This is a genomic window from Desulfovibrio sp. 3_1_syn3 (genome assembly GCF_000145315.2).
Classification (GTDB): Bacteria; Desulfobacterota; Desulfovibrionia; order Desulfovibrionales; family Desulfovibrionaceae; genus Desulfovibrio; species Desulfovibrio fairfieldensis.
Window position 1 is genome coordinate 26,316 of record NZ_ADDR02000001.1, and the last position, 19,882, is coordinate 46,197.

Consider the following 19,882-nt stretch of genomic DNA (forward strand, 5'->3'; position numbering starts at 1 on the left):
CGGCCTGTCAGGTCGGACTCCATCCGGATGAGGTCAGTATCCATGCCTCGCGTATTGTATTGTCTCCTGACGGGACTGCTTCTCTGTCTTCCGGCCGTAACGGCCCTGGCCCTGCCCGGCGCGGATTCGTTAAACGGGCCGCTCCTCGCGGCCTCCCGGACTTCAGTGGACGATGCGGCGATCGGAGCGACGGACGGCCCGGCCGCCGGAGATTCCTCCGGCAAGGAAGCCGCGGCGGCTGAAATTTCCGGCTCGCGGCGGCCCGGCGTCATCGACCATCTCCTGCAGCGCCCTCTGCCGGACGGCCCGGCGGGACACCCCAGAGCCGCTGAAATCAACATCAACTATCCTTCACTGGGCCGCAGCGACATTGACGCGGACATCCGTCAATGGGTCACGGGCATTGCCGACGCCTTTGAGGAACACCTTGACATCAACGCCTTCGGCCTGCCCAGCACGGAACAAAGCGGCGAGAGCGGCCCGGCTTTTGAGCTCTGGGGCTCCTACAGCGTGTCCTGGCCGTCCGACGCGGCCGTGAGCATCACTTTTGAAATCTGGAATTATACCGGCGGCGCGCACGGCAACCTGGACATCATGACTCTCAATTACAGCCTGATCACAGGCCAGCGCCTGGGCCTGGTAGACCTGTTCGAAACGCCGGAAACAGCCCTCAACCTGATGTCCGCCTGGTCCCGCCAGGAACTGGCCCGCCGCTTCGGCGCGGGCCGCCCGGCCCAGATGCTCAAAGACGGCACTGAGCCCCTGGTGGAGAACTTCTCCAGCCTGACCCTCACGCCCGAAGGCATTTGCATCAACTTCCAGCCCTATCAGGTCGCACCCTGGGCCGCCGGCGTGCAGAAGGTCAACATGCCTCTGGAGGAACTGCTCCAGGCCCGTCCCCTCCTGGCCCTCTGGGGCCGCTGAACACGCCTGCCGTCACCGGAAAATTCTTCCCCGCTTCTTTTTTGTCCCCCTTAAACACAGTTTATTCATAAGGAATACCATGACCACATTATTGCAGGATATTCTGGCTCACAATCGGGCCGTTACGGAGAAAGAGGGTGAAGCCCGACGCGCGGCGGCCGTGGCTCTGAAAAAGACTCCGCACAGGCGCTGCGCCATCTTTACCTGCATGGACGCCCGCCTGGTGGAAATGGTGGAACCCGCCTTGGGCATCCGACGCGGCGACGCCGTGGTGCTGCGCAACGCCGGCAACATCATCGGCACGCTTGAGGGCACCATGATCATCAGCCTGCTGGTGGCTGTCTTCATGCAAAATATTGAGGAGATCATAGTGGTGGGACACGAGGACTGCGGCTTTACCCACGCCTCCTCGGCGGTGCTGCTGGACAAGATGCGCCAACGCGGCATCGGCGAGGAAGCCGTGGAAACCATGCGCGGCCCTCTGGAAACCTATCTGGATCCGCACACCGATCCGGAACAAAATGTCCGCCGCGTGGTGCGGCTGCTCCGCACCCATCCTGCTTTTCCTCCGGACATCGTGGTGCACGGCCTGTTGATGCAGCCGGCCAGCGGCAGCGTTCGACTGGTGGTTGACGGCTCGCGCGACTAGCACTTACTGCTTGAAACACTCCACTCCCCACCGCGTTTGCCCGGCGGAGCGATGCCGGGTCAGCCCAGGCTCAGCCCACATTAAAGCGCCTGCCGCAAAGCCGCCTTTTTCCGTACAGCGGCGTTGCAAAAAAAATTGACCTTGCGGTATGTTCACGGCAGCAGGGCAGACGCATCTAAAAAGTCTTTATTCCCCGATAGATCGGGGAACGAACAAAAAAGAGGCAAAGCCACCTTTACTCCGCCGGAGCGAAGCGCAGGCGGATGGCTGGTACCGGGAGAATCCTAAAAAATGCGCCGGCCGTTGCCGCGCCAGCGGCTTGCCTGAACCGTTCACGGCGAAGCCGTGTTGCCTTAGCTGCAGCCGCAGGGCGGCGTACAGATAAGGACAGCACGGCTACGGATAGCGACAGCGATTTCCTTGGATATAATTTTGCGTAACCAATTGCTGTCTTCATCCGTAGCTAGGTTGCTGCCTTTATCCGTACGACTCACAAGTTCGCCTACGGCTAAAGCTCCTTCGTCACAACGGCTAAAGCACAGCTTCGTCCGGTTTCTCCTTTGCGCCTTGCTGCCCGAAAAAATTCAGCTTTTCGCGGACGGCGTTTTAATGAGGGCCAAGCCCAGATTTTTGAGCTTTTCCTGCAACAGCGCCGCCTTGGCCGGGCCGATGCCCGGCAGGGCGCGCAATTCCTCCAGACTCGCCGCTCGCATGGCCTCCACGCTGCCGAACGTTTCCCAGAGCAGCCGCGCCGTGGCCGGACCGATGCCCGGCAGGCGCATGAGCTCTCCGGAAAGCGCGGCCCCCTGGCGCGCCCGGCGGTGGCGGCCGATGGCGAAGCGGTGGGTGGCGTCGCGCACATTCTGCAAAAAGAGCAATTCCGGTCCACCCTCGCGCAGGGGCAAGGGATTGGCCCGGCCCGGCACAAAAATCCGATCCGCCACGTTGCCCGCCCGGCGGTCGGCCTGGCCGCGCTCGTCACGGGCCTTGGCAATGGCCGCCAGGCTGAACAGGCCTATTTGCCCGGCATCGGCCAAGGCCCGCTCCACCACGGCCAATTGTCCCCGGCCGCCGTCGATCAGCAAAAGGTCCGGCCAGGGCGGGCCGCTCTCCAGCCGCCGCGCCACCCAGGCGTGCAGAGTTGCGTAATCGTCGCCGCTGTCCGGCATGGCATAGGTACGGTAATCCGGGCGGCTGGGCTGGCCGTCCGTGAATACCACCAGCCCCACTCTGGTCTGCCGGCCGCCGGTGTGGGACACATCCACGCATTCAATACGTTGCGGCGGCCCGGCCAGATGCAGGGCTTTGGCCAGCCGCTCCAGAATGGATTGGCCGTCCTGATTCCGGCGGCGACGAGCCTCTTCGCGGGCATTGGACTGCGCCAGATCAATGAGCTGATTATCCGAGGCATTCTGGGGGGCCACAATGCGTACCGGTCCTCCCCGGCGGTCGGCCAGGGCCTGCTCCAGCAAAGCCTTGCCGCTGGGGGCACCCTGCGCCGAATCCCCGCCCGGTGCGGTCGCATCCGGCTCCGATACGGCGGACGATGCGCCGGACTCCGCTGATTCCGCATCCGACGAAGCAGACCCTCCTTCCCTCTCGTCCGCCTCCCATTCCAATTCCGGCGGCAGCCAGGGCAGGAGTATGCGCGGCGGCGGCGTGACCTGGCTGTAATACTGGCTGACAAAGGAACTCAGCAATTCCGGCGCGTCCTCAAACGTCAGGCCCGGCCAGTAAAAAGCCCGGCCGTCGGTGACCGCCCCGCTTCGCACAAAAGCAATGCCCAGAGCCAGGCCTTTGTCCGCCGGGAACAGGCCCACGGCATCCATATCGCCGCCGCCGGGCAAAACCGCGGCCTGGCGCTCCACCGTGCGCTCCACGGCCCGGATCTGATCGCGCAAGGTCGCGGCCTTTTCAAATTCCAGATTCTCGGCGGCCTGCTCCATTTCCGCGCGCAAGCCGCGCAGCAGAGGTTCAGCCCGGCCTTGCAGCAATTCGCAGACCTTGTGCACCGCCTGATGATAGGCCTCAGGCGTAATCAGGTCCATGCAAGGGGCCGGACACTGGCCCATATGGTGGTACAGGCAGGGCCGCACCCTGTTTTTCATGGCCCGGTCCGAACAGCGGCGCAGCGGAAAGGCGCGGTGAATCAGCTTCCAGGTTTCCCGCGCTGAAAGAGCGGAGGTGAACGGCCCGAAATAACGCGCGCCGTCGCGACGGGCCCGGCGCACAACCTCCAGGCGCGGGAAGGGATGCTTGAGGTTGAGCCGGAAGAGCACATACTGCTTGTCGTCGCGCAGAACGATATTGTAGTGCGGACGGTGCTTCTTGATCAGGCTTGCCTCAAGCAGCAAAGCTTCTTTTTCCGTGGTGGTGGTCAGATATTCCAGGCTGACCGCGTGGGCCAGCATGGCCCTGGTCTTGGCGGGAAGTCCCTCAGGCCGAAAATATGACAGCACGCGCCGCCGCAGAATGCGGGCCTTGCCCACATAGATGATCCGGCCCCGGCTGTCCTTGTACAGGTACACGCCGGGCGTGAGCGGTATGGTGGAAGGGTCGGGCTTTTGCACGCGATGATTTTACCGGAAGGGCGTCTGCCTGCCAAGCCGTTGGCACTCGGCCGACCAGGGTCATTCCGTTCTCTTTTCGTATGCGGAATTATTTTGTATTTATAACAGGTTACATTTCAATGGTAATTATTTTAGTGGGCTTGTCATACGGATGAGGTATTCCGAGCCCTGCGGGCACAGAGGCTTTACGCCGCCCGGCGTTTGGGCCGCCTATCGTTGCTGTCTTTATCCGTACGGCTCGCAAGCTCGCCTACGGCTAAAGCGCGCGGCAGGGGGCCGGGGACGGCTGCCCCCAGGCCCCCTACAACCCCCTGCCCCTGCTGTATGTCGTAGTGCGTTGACGCGGCGTCCCACGGGTCTTGCTCGCGTGGCTCGCTGCGTCCCGAAATCGCCGCGTGTCAACGTCCAACAGCTGAACATCTCCTTCTCAACGATCGTCAGTGGATGGTATTGCGCGACGCGGAGAGAGGCGGCACCGTTGGCGGCAAGGCTGCCTTACGGATGAAGACAGCAACGATAGGCGGTCAAAACGGCAGCGAAGCGAAAATCATAATGCCCGGAGGGCAGAATAAAACAACAGGTGGAGAGCAGAATGCCCCTGACTCCACCGACGCAAAAAGGGAGCCCGAAGGCTCCCTTTTTTGAGACTGACTGAACCGGCAGCTTAGAAAGCGTACACGAAGCTCAGGTTGACGTTCCACGGGTCGCGTTCCTGGTCGCTCTTGCCGTTCATAGCACTGCGGCCCCAAGTGGACTTGGAGTGGTCGATCCAGGTGGCCAGGTAAGCGGCGTCCAGCATGATGGTGAAGTTTTCGTACATCTTGTATTCGTTGGTCAGGCCGATTTCCAGGGCGCTGTCCTCAGTGGTCATGTACAGCGGATCCATGCCCAGGCCCTGCATATTGGGGCCGGTGACGCCGTTAACAGCACCGTTAATGCCATCATAGCCACGAGCAGCGTTACCCGAGAGGTACTTGGCCATCTTGGGAGCGTTGGTGCCGCCGATGTAATTCACGCGCAGGGTGTGCTTGAGGTCTTCCACAAAGCTCACGTCCTTCACGCGGGCGCCGATGCCCCAGGTGCCGGCCATGCTGTAGCCCAAGATGCCTTCACGGGCGATATAGGGATTGCCGTTGAAAGCGAAGTTGGAGAAGCCGTTGTTATTGTTGTTCACGCTGAGCGAAGGCATACGCTCGGAACCGTTGGCCGGATTGTCGTCATCGCCGGAACCGTACCAACCGTACAGGCCCGGAATACCCCAATCCATCTTGTATTCGAAAAGCAGGGAGGCCAACCAGCCGGAGCGGTTCAAACGGCTGTCGTCATATTCTGCGGAACCGTAGTTGAAATCCCAGGCAATGCGGAAGGGATCCCACATGGTCACTTCGCCGGTCAGGCCGGCCCACCAGGCGGTGCCGTAGCTGTTCAGGCGCTTGGCGGCGCTCTTGCCGTCCTTGTGCATGGCGCCGCCCGCCGGGAACATGCCAGCCGCGGCATACTTGTTGGAGGTGCCGGACACGCTGAAATAGTCACGGCCATAAGGATCAGCAGGGGTACCCTTGCCCGTCTGCGACGCAAAGGCGTTGGGACCGATGCCGGCCATCATGCCCCAGGGGGTCACTTTCACGCCGTCAAAGGACAGGGGCAGCAGCAGGGCGAAAACGTCCACGTTGTCCATGTAGTTGGACTGATAGTTATCGCCATGGACGGTGTCATTCCAGCCGGTAAAGTTGTCGTTCCAGGGGCGAGCCCAGAAAGCGGTGAGGCCCACGTTTTCGTTGAACTGGTAGCTGGCGACCACACCGGCCACGTCGTCATTGAAGACGTTGCTGCCGGTGGTCATGCTGGGCAGGGCGATGCCCTGAATGCCCATGCGCACCTTCAGGTCGGTCTGGGGCACCATCCAGTCAATATAGGCATTCTTCAGCTTTACAACATTGTTGGCGTCAGCGCCCAAGGCGCCGCCGGAGCCGTTCTCACCCCAGGTCTGGGCGCCGATTTCAAAGAACACGGTGCCGGACAGGGACTCGGAAGCCACGGCGTCCAACTGCAAGCGCACGCGCTGTTTGGCTTCGAATTCGTCCTCGCCCTTGTACGACTTGTTGGCCTTGTTGAAGCCGGTCATGCCGTTACCGCCGGTAAAACCGCCGTTCTGGCCATAGTCGAAGCTCATGATCCACTGGCCTTTGGCCTTGAAATCAATGGCGCTGGCGCCGGTGGCAACACCGAACACCAAGCCCGCCGCCAACAGAAGCGTAGCGATCTTTTTCATGGTTAACCTTCCTTTCTTTTGCTCCCCGCTAAGGGGGAACGGGTTGTCGTAACGGAAACGCCTGTGGGGCGGTTTCCCGCCGCGAGCTGAATTTAAGAAATCCCCGCCTGCATTGCAAGTCTATTCGTGCAAAAATTTTTACTCTTTAGGGCAGAAAAAACAGTGTAAAAATAATTTTATTATAAAATCAACTTGTTAAATTTTTTCGAGATGAAAAAAATTTTTAAATTTTTTTTGCGCGGCCCGGAAAAGATTATCCATATTCCCGATTAAAGCCTGTTTCCGGGCTGGTGACGCCCGTTCGGGGCGGTTTAAAAATTTTTGGGCTGTCCTGGAGCGCACGCACGCCGGGGCATCCGGATACGATATCCGCAAGTCGCGGGCTATGCCGTGCTGATCAGGCTTTGTCCCTCTATTCAGTATTGATAATTTTTCTTGACAAAAGGGCGGGGATTGTGAAGATGGACACAACTGCAATCCACACCAACAGGGAGGAATGGGTATGAGGATTTCCTGTGTCGCAGCGGCCGCTTTGGGGATGGTCGCTCTGCTCAGCGGGCCCGCGCCGGCCGCGCCCACCAGTGAAACGGCAACCGGGGGCATGCCGCCCATGGCCAAGTTCGCCAAGGTTTCCCAGGTCGTGCAGGACAAATGCATGGCTTGTCACACCCGCGGCTATGATCTGCCGTTTTACGCCAAAGTGCCGGGCATCCGCCAGATCATTGAAAAAGACTACCGTGACGGCATCCGCGCCATGGACCTTAATGTGGAGCTGATCCAGAACAAGGGCAAACCCATCGGCGAAACCGTGCTGGCGAAAATGGAGTGGGTCATCATCAATGACACCATGCCTCCGGCCAAGTTCGCCGTGGTGCACTGGGGCAGCCGCCTTTCGGACCAGGACAAGAAGGACATTTTGGATTGGGTAAAGACTTCGCGCAAGGCCCACTACACCACTGACGCCGCGCCCAAACACGCCAACGAGCCCTTGCAGCCCCTGCCGCGCCTGATCAGGACCGACGCCAAAAAGGTGGCCTTGGGCGACAAGCTGTTCAATGACAAGCGCCTTTCCACGGACAGCACGCTGTCCTGCGCCGGTTGCCACTTTTATGACCGTGGCGGCACGGACCACCAGCGCTTCTCCGAAGGCGTGCGCAAGCAGTTCGGCGACGTGAACCCGCCCACGGTGTTCAACGCGGCCTTCAATCTGGCCCAGTTCTGGGACGGCCGCGCGGCTGATCTGCAGGAGCAGGCCGGCGGACCGCCCATGAATCCCATTGAAATGGGCAGTAAGAGCTGGGAGGAAATCATCGGCCGTCTGTCCCAGGACGCGGCCCTGACCGCCGAGTTCACGGCCGTCTATCCTGACGGCTGGAGCGGCAGGAACATCACCGACGCCATCGCCGAGTACGAAAAGACCCTGATCACGCCGGACAGCCGTTTCGACAAGTGGCTGCGCGGCGACGACAAGGCCCTCAGCGCACAGGAAGTGCAGGGCTACAACCGCTTCAAGGCGTATCGTTGCGCCTCCTGCCATGTGGGCAAGAGCGTAGGCGGCCAGTCCTACGAGTACATGGATCTCAAGAAGGACTACTTTGCCGACCGCGGCGGCCAAGCGCTGGGTTCGGACAAGGGCCGCTACAACCATACCAAGAGCGACGTGGACATGCGCCGCTTCAAGGTGCCCAATCTGCGCAATATCGAGCTGACCGGCCCGTATCTGCATGACGGCACCGTGGACACGCTGGATGAAGCAGTGCGGATCATGGGCGTCTATTGCGCCGGTCTGGACGTGCCCCAGAGCGACCGCGACCTGATCGTGGCCTTCCTGCGCACTCTGACCGGCGAGCACAAGATGCTCTCCGGCAAGGTGGCGGCCAAGTAGCTTTATAAGCTGACAGCGTTGATCATGAAAGCGGGGTTCAGACTGATCTGAACCCCGCTTTGTTATATCCGGGAGAATACGAGACGCTTACACGCAGGCCGCCAGCGCTCCGTCCAAATTGGGATAGCGGAAGACATAGCCCGCTTCCAGCAGCTTGCGCGGCGCGTAGCGCTGGCCGTTGAGCAGCAATTCCTCGGCCATTTGTCCCAAGGCCAGCCGCAGGACAACGGCGGGCACCCGCAAGAACGCCGGGCGATGCAGCACCCCGCCCAGAGCGCGGGCAAAGCCCGCCGCGTCGGTCTGCTCCGGCGCGCAGAGATTGCAGGGGCCGCTGATCTCCGGATGCTCCAGTAAAAAGACAATGGCCCCGGCTTCATCGTCCAGATGAATCCAGGGAAAGGGCTGGCGTCCAGTGCCCGCCGGGCCGCCCAGGCCCCAGCGGTACAGGGGCAGCATCCTGGCCAAGACCCCGCCGCCCTTGCCCAGCACCGGTGCGGTGCGGATACGGGCCCGGCGCACGCCCAAGGCTTCCACCGGTGCGGACGATGCCTCCCAGCGGCGGACCACTTCAGCCAGAAAGCCCGACCCCGCAGGGGCGTCTTCCGTGCAGTCAGGGGCCGTCGCCAGATCGGGCCAGAGCCCGTACCAGCCCGAAGCCGAAGCCTGGATCAGGGTTTTCGGCAACGCATCCCCAGCCTTGTCCAGCAGGGCGAACGCAGCGCTCACGGCTTCTCCCGCGCGGACGCGGCTCTGTATAATGGCTTCACGCCGGGCAACAGTCCAGCGCCCGGCGCCGATATTCTCGCCCAGCAGATTGACCACAGCCGCCGCGCCCTTGCAGATTTCCGCCAGGGTCTGCGGGCTTTGGCCGTCCCACCGGGCGTATGCCGGTCCGCCGTCCTCTTGGGGACGGACGCGGCGACTGCTCACCGTCACATCATGTCCGGCCCGGAGCAGGGCCTTGACCAGGGCCGAGCCGATAAAGCCCGTGCCGCCTAAAATTACAACGCGCATATGCGCCTCCGCAAGGAACATCCGAAGCCCTCTCCGCCTCAGGCATTCTCCTTGCGCATCAACTCGGCCACCTGGGCCACGTCTTTGTCCCCACGGCCCGAAAGGCTGACCAGCAGCACCGTGTCCGCGGACATGGACGGGGCCATCTTGATGGCCTGGGCCAGGGCATGCGAGGACTCCAGAGCCGGAATCACGCCTTCATGCCGGGACAGCGCGAAAAAGGCGTCCAGGGCTTCCCGGTCCGTGACGCTGACATATTCCGCCCGGCCCATATCCTTGAGCTGGGCATGTTCCGGGCCCACAGAAGGATAATCCAGCCCGGCGGAAATGGAGTAGACTTCCCCGGCCTCGCCCTGCGCATTCTTGATCATATAGGAATTAAAGCCGTGCAGCACGCCCGGCTCGCCCAGACAAAGGGAGGCCGCATGCTCGCCGTAGGCCGTGCCGCGCCCGCCGGGCTCCACGCCCACGAGCCGCACGTCCGCGTCGTCCAGAAAACCCGCGAACAGGCCGATGGCATTGGAGCCGCCGCCCACGCAGGCCAGGCAGGCATCGGGCAGGCGGCCCAACTCTTCCAGCATCTGGGCGCGGGCCTCGCGCCCGATGACGGACTGGAAATGCCGCACCATATAAGGATAGGGGTGCGGCCCCACCGCCGAGCCCAGCACGTAGAACATCTCCGGATCGTCAATCCACACGGCCAGAGCTTCGTCCACGGCTTCCTTGAGGGTACGCTGGCCGCTCTTGGCGGGCAGCACGCGCGCGCCGAGCATTTCCATGCGGATCACGTTCAGGTGCTGGCGCTCAATGTCCACTTCGCCCATGCAAATGGTGCATTCCAGCCCCATGAGCGCCGCGCCCGCCGCCGTGGCCACGCCATGCTGCCCGGCCCCGGTTTCGGCAATGACCCGCTTTTTGCCCATGCGTTTGGCCAGCAGGCACTGCCCCAGGGTATTGTTGATCTTGTGCGCGCCCAGATGATTCAGATCCTCGCGCTTGAGCCAGATCCGGGCCCCGCCCAGCATGCGGCTGAGATTGGCGCAGTGGAACACCGGGCTCGGACGCCCTGTATAATGGACAAACAGATATTCCAGCTCCCGCTGGAAGGAAGCGTCGTTCAAAGCCGCTTCAAAAGCTCCGGCCAGTTCGTCCAGGCGCGCCCTGACAGGTTCCGGCACATACTGGCCGCCGTACGCGCCGAAAAATCCCTGGCTGTCGGGTTTGCCGCTGAGGGCGGATTGTTGGCTCATGCTGTTCTCTCCTTACGCAAAAATGGGTTCTTACTCTGTCGTTTTTGCGAAGGAGATGTCAAGAGCGGGAGCGCGAGGACGTGTCGCGCGCCTTGCCGCTGCTCGGGCTTTTGCCTATAGTGCGGCCATTCTCTGCCCGCCGCGTGCGGGCGCACCTCAACCGGAAACAGCCCATGCTTGAAGAAAAATACACCGGCAACGGCAAGGTGCTGCTGCTCGCGGGCGGCGGCAAAATATACACGGATCTGGCGGCCCGCTTCGTGCGCAGCGAGCGGGAGCTGGAGGACATCGCGGCCTCGCCCTATTCCCGACAGATCGTGCGGAACATTTTATCCAGCGGGCACCGCGCGGCCTTGGAATTCGACTATTTTCTCTTCGGCGTGGAGGGCTACTCGCGCGTGACCGAGGCCCAGCTGGTACGCAAGCGCCTGGCCTCTTATCTGATCAAATCGGGCCGGGCGGAGCTCAACGGCAAACGGCGTTTCTCCGTGGTCTACCCACGCGAGGTGGCGGAATTTTCCGCGCCCGTAACCTTGCCCGGCGGGGGCACCGCCACGCTCAGCGGTCGGGATCTTGCCGAGTTGACCCGCCAGTGGTACGAAGCCGGCCTGGAAGCCGGACTGCCCGAGGAAAATCTGCGCTATCTGAAACCCCAGGCCACGGAATTCAAAGCCATCATCGGCATGAACGCCCACGCCCTGCTGGACTGGTTCGCTATCCGCTGCTGCCGCAACGCCCAGCATGAAATCCGGGATCTGGCCTGGAAGATGCTGCGCCTCTGCCGAGGGGCCGCGCCCGACCTGTTTGAAGGCGCGGGCCCCAACTGCGTGCAACTGGGGTATTGCCCGGAAAACAATTTGCAGAACGCGCGCTGCAAAGGCCGGATCATCACCAAGGACGAAGCCCTGGACGTGCTGCGGGAGCGGGGCGCGAAAGGCAAACCCGCCCGTTGGGGGGAAGCGGCCTGGAGCAACGCCGCCTGGAGCGGGAGCACACTGGAAGCGGCCCCCCCCAGCGATAGCGAATTTAAGGAAGAATAAACGACAGGCCCCGATCCGTTACCAGATCGGGGCCTGTCGTTTTTCTGTTTTGTTCTTAGAGCAGATTAACTTTTAAAGTAACCCGCTCTAAATCCGCTTGAGGGCCTTTTTCAGCGTGTCCCGGTAAATGCGCAGCACATCCAGACGGGCATATTTCTTGTCCTCCGCCGGGACGATATGCCAGGGGGCCTCTTCCGTGCTGGTACGGGCGAACATTTCTTCCGCGGCCTCCATGTAGGCAGGGAATTTTTCCCGGTTGCGCCAGTCCTCTTCCGTGATCTTGTACTGCTTCCAAGGCGTGTTTTCCCGCTCCCGGAAACGCCGCAGCTGTTCTTCCTGGGAAATATGCAGCCAGTATTTAACCACTATATTGTGGGGTTCCCGTAACTGGGCCTCAAAATCGTTGATTTCAGCGTAAGCCCGCTTCCAGTCGGCGGGCGGCGTAAGTCCCTCGACCCGTTCCACCAGCACCCGGCCATACCAGGAGCGGTCGTAGACGGTCACAAAACCCGCCATGGGCACATGCCGCCAGAAACGCCAGAGATACTGATGGGCCAGCTCCTCGTCCGTGGGCGCGCTGATGGGGATCACCCGCACAATGCGCGCATCCATGCCCGCCGTAAGCCGCCGGATCGCCCCGCCCTTGCCCGCGGCGTCCCACCCCTCGAAGACCAGCGTGCTGGAAATGCCGTGTTTCCAAGCCTTGTAGGTCAGGGCGTAGATATCCTCCTGCAGGGCGGCCAGCTTCTTTTTATACTCGCTGTGCTCACGCGCGCTGCTCAGATCCACCGCGTCCAGAGCATTGAACGCGGCGGCATCGTCCCGCTCCGGCCCGCTGCCCCCCTCGGGACACACCTGGGCGGTCACAACAGGCGCGTCCTGCGCCAGGGTCTTACGGGCGGCCACGGCGCTGGAAAGCGCGCTGGTCAGGGCGCGGGTCACGGCCACATTGCGGAAATTGGCATCAAAAGCGTCAATGAGAGTCCAGGGCGCATAGGCCCGGTCGGTAATGGTTATGGCTTTGGCCGCCGCGCTGACCAGGGCCTCGTAATTTTCCTCACTCTTCTTGTCATACGGCGTGAAGCTGCGGTGGCCCTTGTGCTTCAGGCGCTGTTCCAGACGTTCCTTGTGGGCTTTTTTCCCGATATGCAGCCAGAATTTGACGATCAGGGTTCCCGATGCTGCCAGTGCGCGTTCCAACCGGGCCCAGCGCTGCATCCGCCGGTTGAAATCGTTCTCGTCCAGGCCGCCGCAGCAGAACTTCCGGACAGGTTCGCTGTACCAGCCCCCGAAAAACACGGCCACTTCGCCCTTGCCGGGTAACGCGCGCCAGTAACGCCAGGCCTCGGGCCGTTTTTTTTCCTCATCGGTTTCCAGCCAGAAGGTGTGGTTGCGGATGTTTTTGGCATCCATCCAGGCCGACAGCAGATTGACCACCGCGTCCTTGCCCACGCCGTCCACGCCTTCAATAATTACCAGCGCGGGCACGTCGTGTTCGCGCGCCTCGCGTTGCGCGGCGAACAGTCTGCCGCGCAGATCCTCTTTAAGAGCGTCGTATTCCTTGGTAGAATAAGATCTGCCCAGGGATGCCGATTCAAACATTGCTTTCTCCCTTTACCTCGCGCGGCGGCGGGTCCGAGCTCTGGGCCGAACCGTTGACCACCGCGCCGATCATGACGCCCAGGTGGCTCATGGCCAGGCCCAGCCACCAGATGCGATAAAAGTCATGCCCGAAAATGCCGTTGACCAGCCAGCCGGCGAAACCGATCCAGAACCAGGCGGTCAGCCGCCAGTACAGGTTCGGGCTTTTTCCCGCGCATTCCGCCGTCAGGCGCGGACGGATGCGCTTGTACCCCCACCAGAGAAAGCCCAGCAGAAAGACCATGCCCAGACAAAAGCCTACCAGCCCGTGAGCGTAGAGCATGTCCAGGTAGAGATTATGCGGATGGCTGATGGTGATCTCGTCCCCGGCCGGGGAAAGGCCCAGGGCACGGAAGGCCGCGTTGTACTGCCCGGCGCCGGCGCCGAACCAGGGATGTTCCAAAAAAACGCGCCAGCCCAGTTCCCAAAGGCTCCAGCGCCCGTCAGAGGCCAGTGTTTCCGGCGTCAGGCGTTGCGGCTGGCAGAGGATGAACAGGACCAGAGCCGCCAAGGGCCAGAGCAGGATGCGCCACTGCCAGCGCCGTCGGCGCAGCAGGGCCCAGAAACCGAAGGCCGAGGCCACTGCCAGCGCGCCGCTGCGGCTGGCCGCCCCCTGGAGCAGAAAAAAGGCGGGCCAGAAGACGGTCAGACACAGAAAGGCGGAACTGACGGCGTCCAGCCCACGGCGCAGGATGAACCAGAGGCCGAAGGCCGGGATCAGGGCCAGCGCGATATAATTGCCCACCGTGTAGTCGCCCAGGCTGCCGGTCAAGCGCCCGGCATTGGGTTCATAGCCCATGATGAAGTCGCGGCCTGTGAAGGCCTGCCAGAGACCGTCCAGGCCCTGCCAGGAGCAGGCCAGCACGCAGGCCCAGACCAGGCGGCGCAAGTCCTTCTCGCCGCGCACGCATTCCATGGCGATAAAGGGCAGGATAAAGCCCTTGTTGATGCCCGTGCCCGCGTGCAACAAGGAAGAAAGCGGATCCGTGGAAAAACAGACGCCGATGCAGACCATCAGCCACAGGCAATAGAACAGCGGGCGGGCGTCGAGACGGCGCAGCACGCTGTTCCGCCATTCATGGCGGTAATAGAGCAGCAGAAAAATAAAACTGAGCACCGGCATGACCTCGCGCATGCCGTAACCGATGGGAAAAGAAGCCAGCGAGAGCCAGAAGGACCAGAACAGACAGGCAAACCAGAATTCACCCGGCCGTTCCCGGCGCATGGCGCGCCACGGCTCCAGCCTGGACGCGGCCCAAAGGGCCGGGGCCGCGAAAATCTTTGGCATCACACCTCCTCACATGCGGCGGCGGGGCCGCCCCATGCCGTCGCCGCGCCGCACGTTTGCAGCATAGCCGCCCGGCCCGGCAAATTCAAGCCGATACGGCCTTGTGTTGCCGGGGCTATGGCACTAGTATGCTGTGATCTGCAGTATTCACTTTATGACTTGTTTTGAGGAGCACATGGCACGATTTACCGGTTTTGATGAAGTTTTCAGCGCGTTATATGTGGATTTTGACAATATCTATACCCGTTTTCTGGAGGCGGACCCGGAAGCCGCCCGAACCTTCGGCTCGGCGCCCTACCGCTGGGTTCGCTGGATTGAAAACCACGCCCTGCGCATTCTGTACGGCGAGGGCGTGCGCCGACGCATCCTCAAGCGGATGTGTTATCTGAATCCGCAACGTTATCAGGAATTCCGCAATCCGTTTATCCGCAGCGCCTTTCAGGTGGTGGACTGTCCGCCGTTGACCTCACGCGGCAAAACCAGCACGGACATCCATCTGGTTATGGACTGCATGGACGATCTCTCCCATTCCACCCATTTTGATGAATTCATCATTTTGTCCGGCGACGCGGACTTCACCCCCCTGCTGATCCGCCTGCAGGAACACGCCCGGCGCACCCTGGTGCTTTCCGTGGGCTATTCCTCACCGGCGTATACCGCTGCCGCTTCCTGGCGCATCCGCGAGGATTGGTTCCTGCAGCAGGCCCTCAAGGACGACCGCAGCGATGATGAGGACACCGAGCTGCCCGCCCGCGCCGCTCCGGCCGCGCCTCCGAACAACGATGAGGAAGAGGACGACTCTGCCTCCGGCAACCGTTGAGGCCTTCACCGGGTTCCGACGCTTGCCGCGGACACCACGGCCGCTCCGCGCCTTCCCGCTGCGGGCGGCATATATAAGGAAGCAAACGGCAGTTTGCCGGAGATTTCCCGGCAGCAAAACGGCCATGTCCCAAGCCTGCGGGCAACGGGCATGGCCGTGCCGCGTCCGGGCGCTTTCTTCCCGGCAGCGGCACAGGCCGGGAGCGCCCTTGACGGCGGCTGCGCCCCCGGCTAAAGATGGGCATGCTCCGGCCTGTGACCGGAGGGATGTTCCGGCGCGCGGCGCGCGTCTCGTTGATTTCGCAATCTTAAGGAGGCCCTATGTTTCGCGGAGTTTCCCTTGCCCTGCTCGTGCTGACGCTTTTCTGCGGCCAGGCCCTGGCGGCGGAAAAGTACACCGTAGCCAGTGACTGCACCTGGCCGCCCATGGAAATGCTCAACGCCCAGAAACAGCCTGAAGGTTATTCCACGGATTACATCCGCGCGGTGGCCAAGGCCGCCGGTTTTGAGGTGGACGTCCGCAATATCGCCTGGGACGGCATTTTCGGCGGCGTAGCCACGGGCAAATATGACATCGTGGCCTCTTCCACGACCATCACGCCCGAGCGCCAGAAGCAGTTCGACTTCTCCGATCCCTATTATGAAGTGGTCCAGGCCGTGGTGCTGCCCGCAGGCACGAGCATCAAGAGCCTTGCCGACCTCAAGGGCAAGAAGGTGGGCGGCCAGATCGGCACCACGGGCATTTTCGTGATGCGCAAGGCCGATGTGGACGCGGACCTCAAGGAATACGACGACGTGGGCCTGGCCATTCAGGACATGGTGGGCGGCCGCCTGGACGCGGTGATCTGCGACGACCCCGTTGCCATGTACTATGTGAACAAAAAAGCCGACTACGCCGGCAAGCTGAACCTTTCCTTCAAGACCGGCGACAAGGAATACTACGGCTTCACCGTGCGCAAGGGCCGCCAGGATCTGGTGGACAAGCTGAACAAGGGCATCAAGCAGGTCAAGGAATCCGGCCAGGAAGCCAAGCTGATTGAAAAGTGGATGGGTAAGAGCAACTAGGCGGGATTCTCGGATTCTCCGGCGGAAGCGACGCGTTTCCGCCGTTTACCGGCCCTGACGCGCGGGCGGGCGGCTCCAGCCCCCGCCCGCGCCCACCACAAACAAGAGCGGTCCGGCTGTGACAACGGCAAACCGCTTTGCGCGGATTTCGGAAGAATCCGCGCGCGGCTATCGGCGCAGGGCGGATTCCTTTTGCCGTCAAACGCCGATTGCACGCGTAAAACACACTAAAAGGCGGCGGCGTCCATGCCCGAACCCAACGACACTCACAGCAAGGGCAATATTGTCATGGTCACGGACGGGGCGTCCATCCCGGACCCCCGCGAATGGCGTCTGATCAACGCCTGGTCCATTGCCCTGGTGGGCGCTGTGTGCGCTCTTTTCGCGCTCTGTCTGCTCTGGCCGGACCCCTATCTGCGGATTCTGCTCTATCTGCCGGACGGCGTGGTGGTCACCTTCAAAATCACGGTCATGTCCATCTGCTGTGCCGTGCCCCTGGGCCTGCTGACCGGCCTGGGGCGCATTTCGCGCAATCGCGCAATCAATCTTCTCGCCTCCACCTATGTGGAGGTCATCCGCGGCATCCCGCTCCTGGTCCAGCTCTTCTACATCTACTACGCACTGTCCCGCTTTTTCCAGATCAGCGGCATCACCTCGGCGGTCATTGCCATCAGCGTCTGTTACGGCGCATACATGGGCGAAGTCTTCCGCGCGGGCATCATGGCGATTTCCAAAGGCCAGAGCGAAGCCGCGCGCTCCCTGGGCTTCAACCGCTTTCAGACCATGTTTTACGTGGTGTTGCCCCAGGCCTGGCGCACCATTCTGCCGCCCGTGGGCAACGAGTGCATCGCCATGCTCAAGGACACCTCCCTGGTTTCGATCATGGCCGTGCCCGACATCATGCAGCGCGCCCGCAGCTTTGTGGGCACCACCTATCTGTACTTCGAGACATACACGGTTATTGCCCTGATTTATCTGATCATCACCCTTGCGCTCTCCAAAGCTGTGAGCATCATGGAATCCAGACTGAACTACTATGACGGCAAATAACTACGCCTCGTTACGGATTTAAAGGCAACCTGCTCTACTCTGCCGGGATCGGCAAAATCCCGGCAGAGTTTTTTTCATGCAAAACCACGCGGACCACCCCGAAAAGGCAGCCCGCGCAGAAAATAATGGCGCACAGGCTTAGTCGTCGTTCATCTTCTTACCGAACAGACCAAGAATAAGGGCGAAGAGAAAAAATCCACCACTGATGAGAAGAACCTTCGTACCGAGATCCATGATGTGCTCCTTGCGTTCCTGAAATGGAGGTTTGTCATCCACGCTCGTCCGGCACAATATATCCGTACAGGAGAAGCGTACGACGACTTGTGGAGGAAACGGGTTCAGGAGGCACGAGCGGGAGGAGGAGCAAGGGAAAAAGGCAGCATGCCCCGGATTTCACGGAGACCGGGAATATGGCCCATGTCATGGGAAAAAAGGAACCGCGTGAAAAAATGGGGATGAAAAATGATAGGGATGACGCCGGAGACAAGAGGAGAATCAGGCGATCCCGGCTCTGAGCCATCCAGGGAGCGGTGGCACCGTTTGCTCCCCTGTTTCCGAAAGGGAACAGAAAGGGTGGGGAGTGCGGGAAAGGCGCTGGATGCCATGAACGGCTTGAAATTTACAAGCCCCAAGGATCGGGCCGGTGCGTTTCGTCCGCAGGTCAGCAGGAAGATCGTGATGATCCCCATACATATTCCGCAGAAAAGGCAAATCCGGCGAGTGGCGTTCATGGCCTTGCACTCTTTTTTGTCTTTGGATATACGTTATAAGGAAAAAATTGACTTGTCAAGCAAAGAGGGATGAGAACGCAGGGCAGACGCATCTAAAAAAACGCGGCCAGTGTATTTCTAATTTAATTATTTAAAATAGTTAATACACACTACGGAGTTGGGTAAAGCCACCTTTGCTCCGCCGGAGCGAAGCGTAGGCGGAGCAAAGGTGGCTTTCGCCTCTTTTTGTTCGTTCCCCGATCTATCGGGGAATAAAGGCTTTTTAGATGCGTCTGCCCTAGATGAGAACGGCCTTATCAAGGACAGCCACAGCGTTCGTCTTCTTGCTCCTGACTCTGTGGCGAAGAGTGAAAATCCGTCGCCAACTGCCGGTTTACATACGATTTTGGGCCAATTTCTTGACGAAACACCGACATTCCCATATGCCAATCCCTACGGCCATACAATCGTCGAAGCAGGATTCATACCGCCCCAAGCGGATATCAATAGCCTGCGGCGCGCAGATTGCCATAGTTTGATTTCTGCATGTAACTATTTGATTTTCAAAAAAAATATCATTATTCTCAACCGGGTGGAATCTCCATTCAGAATCCAGGCTGGACTACTATGACGGAAAGTAACGATCACGACCCCATCATCACTATCAGTCACGTCTGGAAATATTTCGGCCATCTGCCCGCCTTGCAGGACGTGAGCCTGGATATCGCCCCCGGCGAGCGGGTAGTGATCATCGGCCCTTCCGGTTCGGGCAAGTCCACCCTGCTGCGTTCCATCAACCGCCTGGAAGAAATCGACAAGGGCGAGATCACGGTGCAGGGCCAGGACATCATGAGCCGTGAGAACAATATCAATCTCATCCGGCGCAACCTGGGCATGGTTTTTCAACAGTTCAACCTGTTTCCGCACAAGACCGTGCTCCATAACCTGACCCTCGCCCCCATCAAACTGCTTCATCTCTCCCGCGAAGAGGCTGAAGCCCGCGCTCTGGGCCTGCTCAAAAAAGTGGGCATCAGCGACAAGGCCAACGTCTACCCGGCCATGCTTTCCGGCGGACAGCAGCAGCGCGTGGCTATCGCCCGGGCCCTGGCCATGCAGCCCGCGATCATGCTCTTTGACGAACCCACATCGGCCCTGGACCCGGAAATGGTGGGCGAAGTGCTGGACGTCATGGTCAACCTGGCCGAGGAAGGCATGACCATGATCTGCGTCACCCATGAAATGGGCTTTGCCCGCACGGTGGCCGACCGCCTGATCTTCATGGATCAGGGGCAGATCGTGGAAGCGGGCAAGCCGGACACACTGTTCACCGCGCCGCGCCATCCGAGACTCAGGCAGTTCCTGAACCAGATTCTGTAGGAGCTGTTTCCCAATTGGTTCTTTCACATTCCAGCTTCGTCAAACGTCGCTTTTTGCTCCGGCCAAATACCGTGAGAGTATGCTCCCGTGGTAAAAAGCTCGTTTTCCTCGCTGAAAAGGCAACACTCCCTGATTCAGGACATTTCAACTTTGAAAATATTGAAATGCCCTGGCGGCCGCGAGAGCGGACGCCCGCGCCTGAAGCCAAGGCGGGACCACGTTCCCGCCGCGCGTCAGCCGTTGCCGCTGGGCGGCTTACGGATGACGACAGCAACGAGAGTCTGAAGACAGCGTCAGCTTTGAAATCGGCACAATTTCAAAGCGAATC

At 60.8% G+C, this 19,882-nt stretch carries 16 protein-coding genes; 10 read left to right on the forward strand and 6 right to left on the reverse strand.

All coding sequences use genetic code 11. The features are described 5' to 3' along the window. Positions 1-42: 42 nt before the first annotated feature. Together HMPREF0326_RS00080 and HMPREF0326_RS00085 are read left to right on the forward strand one after the other, a co-directional pair. A complete protein-coding gene (locus HMPREF0326_RS00080) occupies positions 43-924 on the forward strand; it encodes a DUF3298 and DUF4163 domain-containing protein (RefSeq protein WP_020990086.1) in 882 nt (293 codons plus the stop codon). A 79-nt stretch (positions 925-1,003) separates the two neighbouring features. After that, complete coding sequence (locus HMPREF0326_RS00085) at positions 1,004-1,573, forward strand: beta-class carbonic anhydrase (protein WP_008681737.1); 570 nt, start codon at positions 1,004-1,006, stop codon at positions 1,571-1,573. A gap of 584 nt (positions 1,574-2,157) precedes the next feature. On the opposite strand, the gene uvrC is transcribed toward HMPREF0326_RS00085, so the two are convergent. Both uvrC and HMPREF0326_RS00095 read right to left on the reverse strand, forming a co-directional pair. Beyond that, positions 2,158-4,143 (reverse strand): excinuclease ABC subunit UvrC, encoded by a 1,986-nt coding sequence (gene uvrC / locus HMPREF0326_RS00090; protein WP_008681739.1) that lies wholly within the window; start codon positions 4,141-4,143, stop codon positions 2,158-2,160. A 664-nt stretch (positions 4,144-4,807) separates the two neighbouring features. After that, entirely contained in the window at positions 4,808-6,415 is a 1,608-nt protein-coding gene (locus HMPREF0326_RS00095; RefSeq protein WP_008681741.1) for an outer membrane homotrimeric porin, read from the reverse strand. Between the two features lie 502 nt (positions 6,416-6,917). Between HMPREF0326_RS00095 and HMPREF0326_RS00100 the strand changes: the two genes are divergently transcribed. Continuing rightward, a complete protein-coding gene (locus tag HMPREF0326_RS00100; protein ID WP_009302952.1) occupies positions 6,918-8,300 on the forward strand; it encodes a cytochrome c peroxidase in 1,383 nt (460 codons plus the stop codon). An 87-nt stretch (positions 8,301-8,387) separates the two neighbouring features. Here HMPREF0326_RS00100 and HMPREF0326_RS00105 read toward each other — a convergent pair whose 3' ends face one another. After that, positions 8,388-9,314: a TIGR01777 family oxidoreductase gene (locus tag HMPREF0326_RS00105; RefSeq protein WP_020990087.1), complete on the reverse strand. Its 927-nt coding sequence runs from the start codon at positions 9,312-9,314 to the stop codon at positions 8,388-8,390. A gap of 38 nt (positions 9,315-9,352) precedes the next feature. Beyond that, positions 9,353-10,564 (reverse strand): tryptophan synthase subunit beta, encoded by a 1,212-nt coding sequence (gene trpB / locus HMPREF0326_RS00110; RefSeq protein ID WP_008681746.1) that lies wholly within the window; start codon positions 10,562-10,564, stop codon positions 9,353-9,355. A 173-nt stretch (positions 10,565-10,737) separates the two neighbouring features. On the opposite strand from trpB, the gene HMPREF0326_RS00115 reads away from it, so the two are divergent. Next, the gene (locus tag HMPREF0326_RS00115; protein WP_008681751.1) at positions 10,738-11,604 is read left to right on the forward strand and encodes an FAD-dependent thymidylate synthase; all 867 of its coding nucleotides are present in this window, start codon (positions 10,738-10,740) and stop codon (positions 11,602-11,604) included. An 87-nt stretch (positions 11,605-11,691) separates the two neighbouring features. Here HMPREF0326_RS00115 and pap read toward each other — a convergent pair whose 3' ends face one another. Together pap and HMPREF0326_RS00125 are read right to left on the reverse strand one after the other, a co-directional pair. Further along, a complete protein-coding gene (gene pap, locus HMPREF0326_RS00120; RefSeq protein WP_008681754.1) occupies positions 11,692-13,206 on the reverse strand; it encodes a polyphosphate:AMP phosphotransferase in 1,515 nt (504 codons plus the stop codon). Then, the gene (locus HMPREF0326_RS00125; protein WP_020990089.1) at positions 13,199-14,533 is read right to left on the reverse strand and encodes an O-antigen ligase family protein; all 1,335 of its coding nucleotides are present in this window, start codon (positions 14,531-14,533) and stop codon (positions 13,199-13,201) included. Before HMPREF0326_RS00125 ends, pap begins: the two co-directional genes overlap by 8 nt. Positions 14,534-14,708: 175 nt before the next feature. On the opposite strand from HMPREF0326_RS00125, the gene HMPREF0326_RS00130 reads away from it, so the two are divergent. The 6 genes from HMPREF0326_RS00130 (at position 14,709) to HMPREF0326_RS00150 (ending at position 19,554) form a co-directional block, all read left to right on the forward strand. Further along, the gene (locus HMPREF0326_RS00130; RefSeq protein WP_009302941.1) at positions 14,709-15,353 is read left to right on the forward strand and encodes an NYN domain-containing protein; all 645 of its coding nucleotides are present in this window, start codon (positions 14,709-14,711) and stop codon (positions 15,351-15,353) included. Positions 15,354-15,673: 320 nt separating this feature from the next. Beyond that, positions 15,674-16,417, forward strand: a complete 744-nt coding sequence (locus tag HMPREF0326_RS00135) for a basic amino acid ABC transporter substrate-binding protein (protein ID WP_008681757.1) — start codon at positions 15,674-15,676, stop codon at positions 16,415-16,417. A 246-nt stretch (positions 16,418-16,663) separates the two neighbouring features. After that, positions 16,664-17,467: an amino acid ABC transporter permease gene (locus tag HMPREF0326_RS00140; protein ID WP_008681758.1), complete on the forward strand. Its 804-nt coding sequence runs from the start codon at positions 16,664-16,666 to the stop codon at positions 17,465-17,467. Between the two features lie 603 nt (positions 17,468-18,070). Then, entirely contained in the window at positions 18,071-18,271 is a 201-nt protein-coding gene (locus HMPREF0326_RS00145; RefSeq protein ID WP_008681759.1) for a hypothetical protein, read from the forward strand. A gap of 84 nt (positions 18,272-18,355) precedes the next feature. Then, the gene (locus HMPREF0326_RS16505; RefSeq protein ID WP_147568356.1) at positions 18,356-18,808 is read left to right on the forward strand and encodes a hypothetical protein; all 453 of its coding nucleotides are present in this window, start codon (positions 18,356-18,358) and stop codon (positions 18,806-18,808) included. Continuing rightward, a complete protein-coding gene (locus HMPREF0326_RS00150) occupies positions 18,805-19,554 on the forward strand; it encodes an amino acid ABC transporter ATP-binding protein (protein WP_008681761.1) in 750 nt (249 codons plus the stop codon). The genes HMPREF0326_RS16505 and HMPREF0326_RS00150 overlap by 4 nt, the downstream gene beginning before the upstream one ends. Positions 19,555-19,882 lie beyond the last annotated feature (328 nt).

Coding starts and splice junctions, on each gene's coding strand:
- HMPREF0326_RS00080 (WP_020990086.1), top strand. CDS start 43: ATGCCTCGCGTATTGTATTGTCTCCTGACGGGACTGCTTCTCTGTCTT.
- HMPREF0326_RS00085 (WP_008681737.1), top strand. CDS start 1,004: ATGACCACATTATTGCAGGATATTCTGGCTCACAATCGGGCCGTTACG.
- HMPREF0326_RS00095 (WP_008681741.1), bottom strand. CDS start 6,415: ATGAAAAAGATCGCTACGCTTCTGTTGGCGGCGGGCTTGGTGTTCGGT.
- HMPREF0326_RS00100 (WP_009302952.1), top strand. CDS start 6,918: ATGAGGATTTCCTGTGTCGCAGCGGCCGCTTTGGGGATGGTCGCTCTG.
- HMPREF0326_RS00105 (WP_020990087.1), bottom strand. CDS start 9,314: ATGCGCGTTGTAATTTTAGGCGGCACGGGCTTTATCGGCTCGGCCCTG.
- trpB (WP_008681746.1), bottom strand. CDS start 10,564: ATGAGCCAACAATCCGCCCTCAGCGGCAAACCCGACAGCCAGGGATTT.
- HMPREF0326_RS00115 (WP_008681751.1), top strand. CDS start 10,738: ATGCTTGAAGAAAAATACACCGGCAACGGCAAGGTGCTGCTGCTCGCG.
- pap (WP_008681754.1), bottom strand. CDS start 13,206: ATGTTTGAATCGGCATCCCTGGGCAGATCTTATTCTACCAAGGAATAC.
- HMPREF0326_RS00125 (WP_020990089.1), bottom strand. CDS start 14,533: ATGCCAAAGATTTTCGCGGCCCCGGCCCTTTGGGCCGCGTCCAGGCTG.
- HMPREF0326_RS00130 (WP_009302941.1), top strand. CDS start 14,709: ATGGCACGATTTACCGGTTTTGATGAAGTTTTCAGCGCGTTATATGTG.
- HMPREF0326_RS00135 (WP_008681757.1), top strand. CDS start 15,674: ATGTTTCGCGGAGTTTCCCTTGCCCTGCTCGTGCTGACGCTTTTCTGC.
- HMPREF0326_RS00140 (WP_008681758.1), top strand. CDS start 16,664: ATGCCCGAACCCAACGACACTCACAGCAAGGGCAATATTGTCATGGTC.
- HMPREF0326_RS00145 (WP_008681759.1), top strand. CDS start 18,071: ATGAACGGCTTGAAATTTACAAGCCCCAAGGATCGGGCCGGTGCGTTT.
- HMPREF0326_RS00150 (WP_008681761.1), top strand. CDS start 18,805: ATGACGGAAAGTAACGATCACGACCCCATCATCACTATCAGTCACGTC.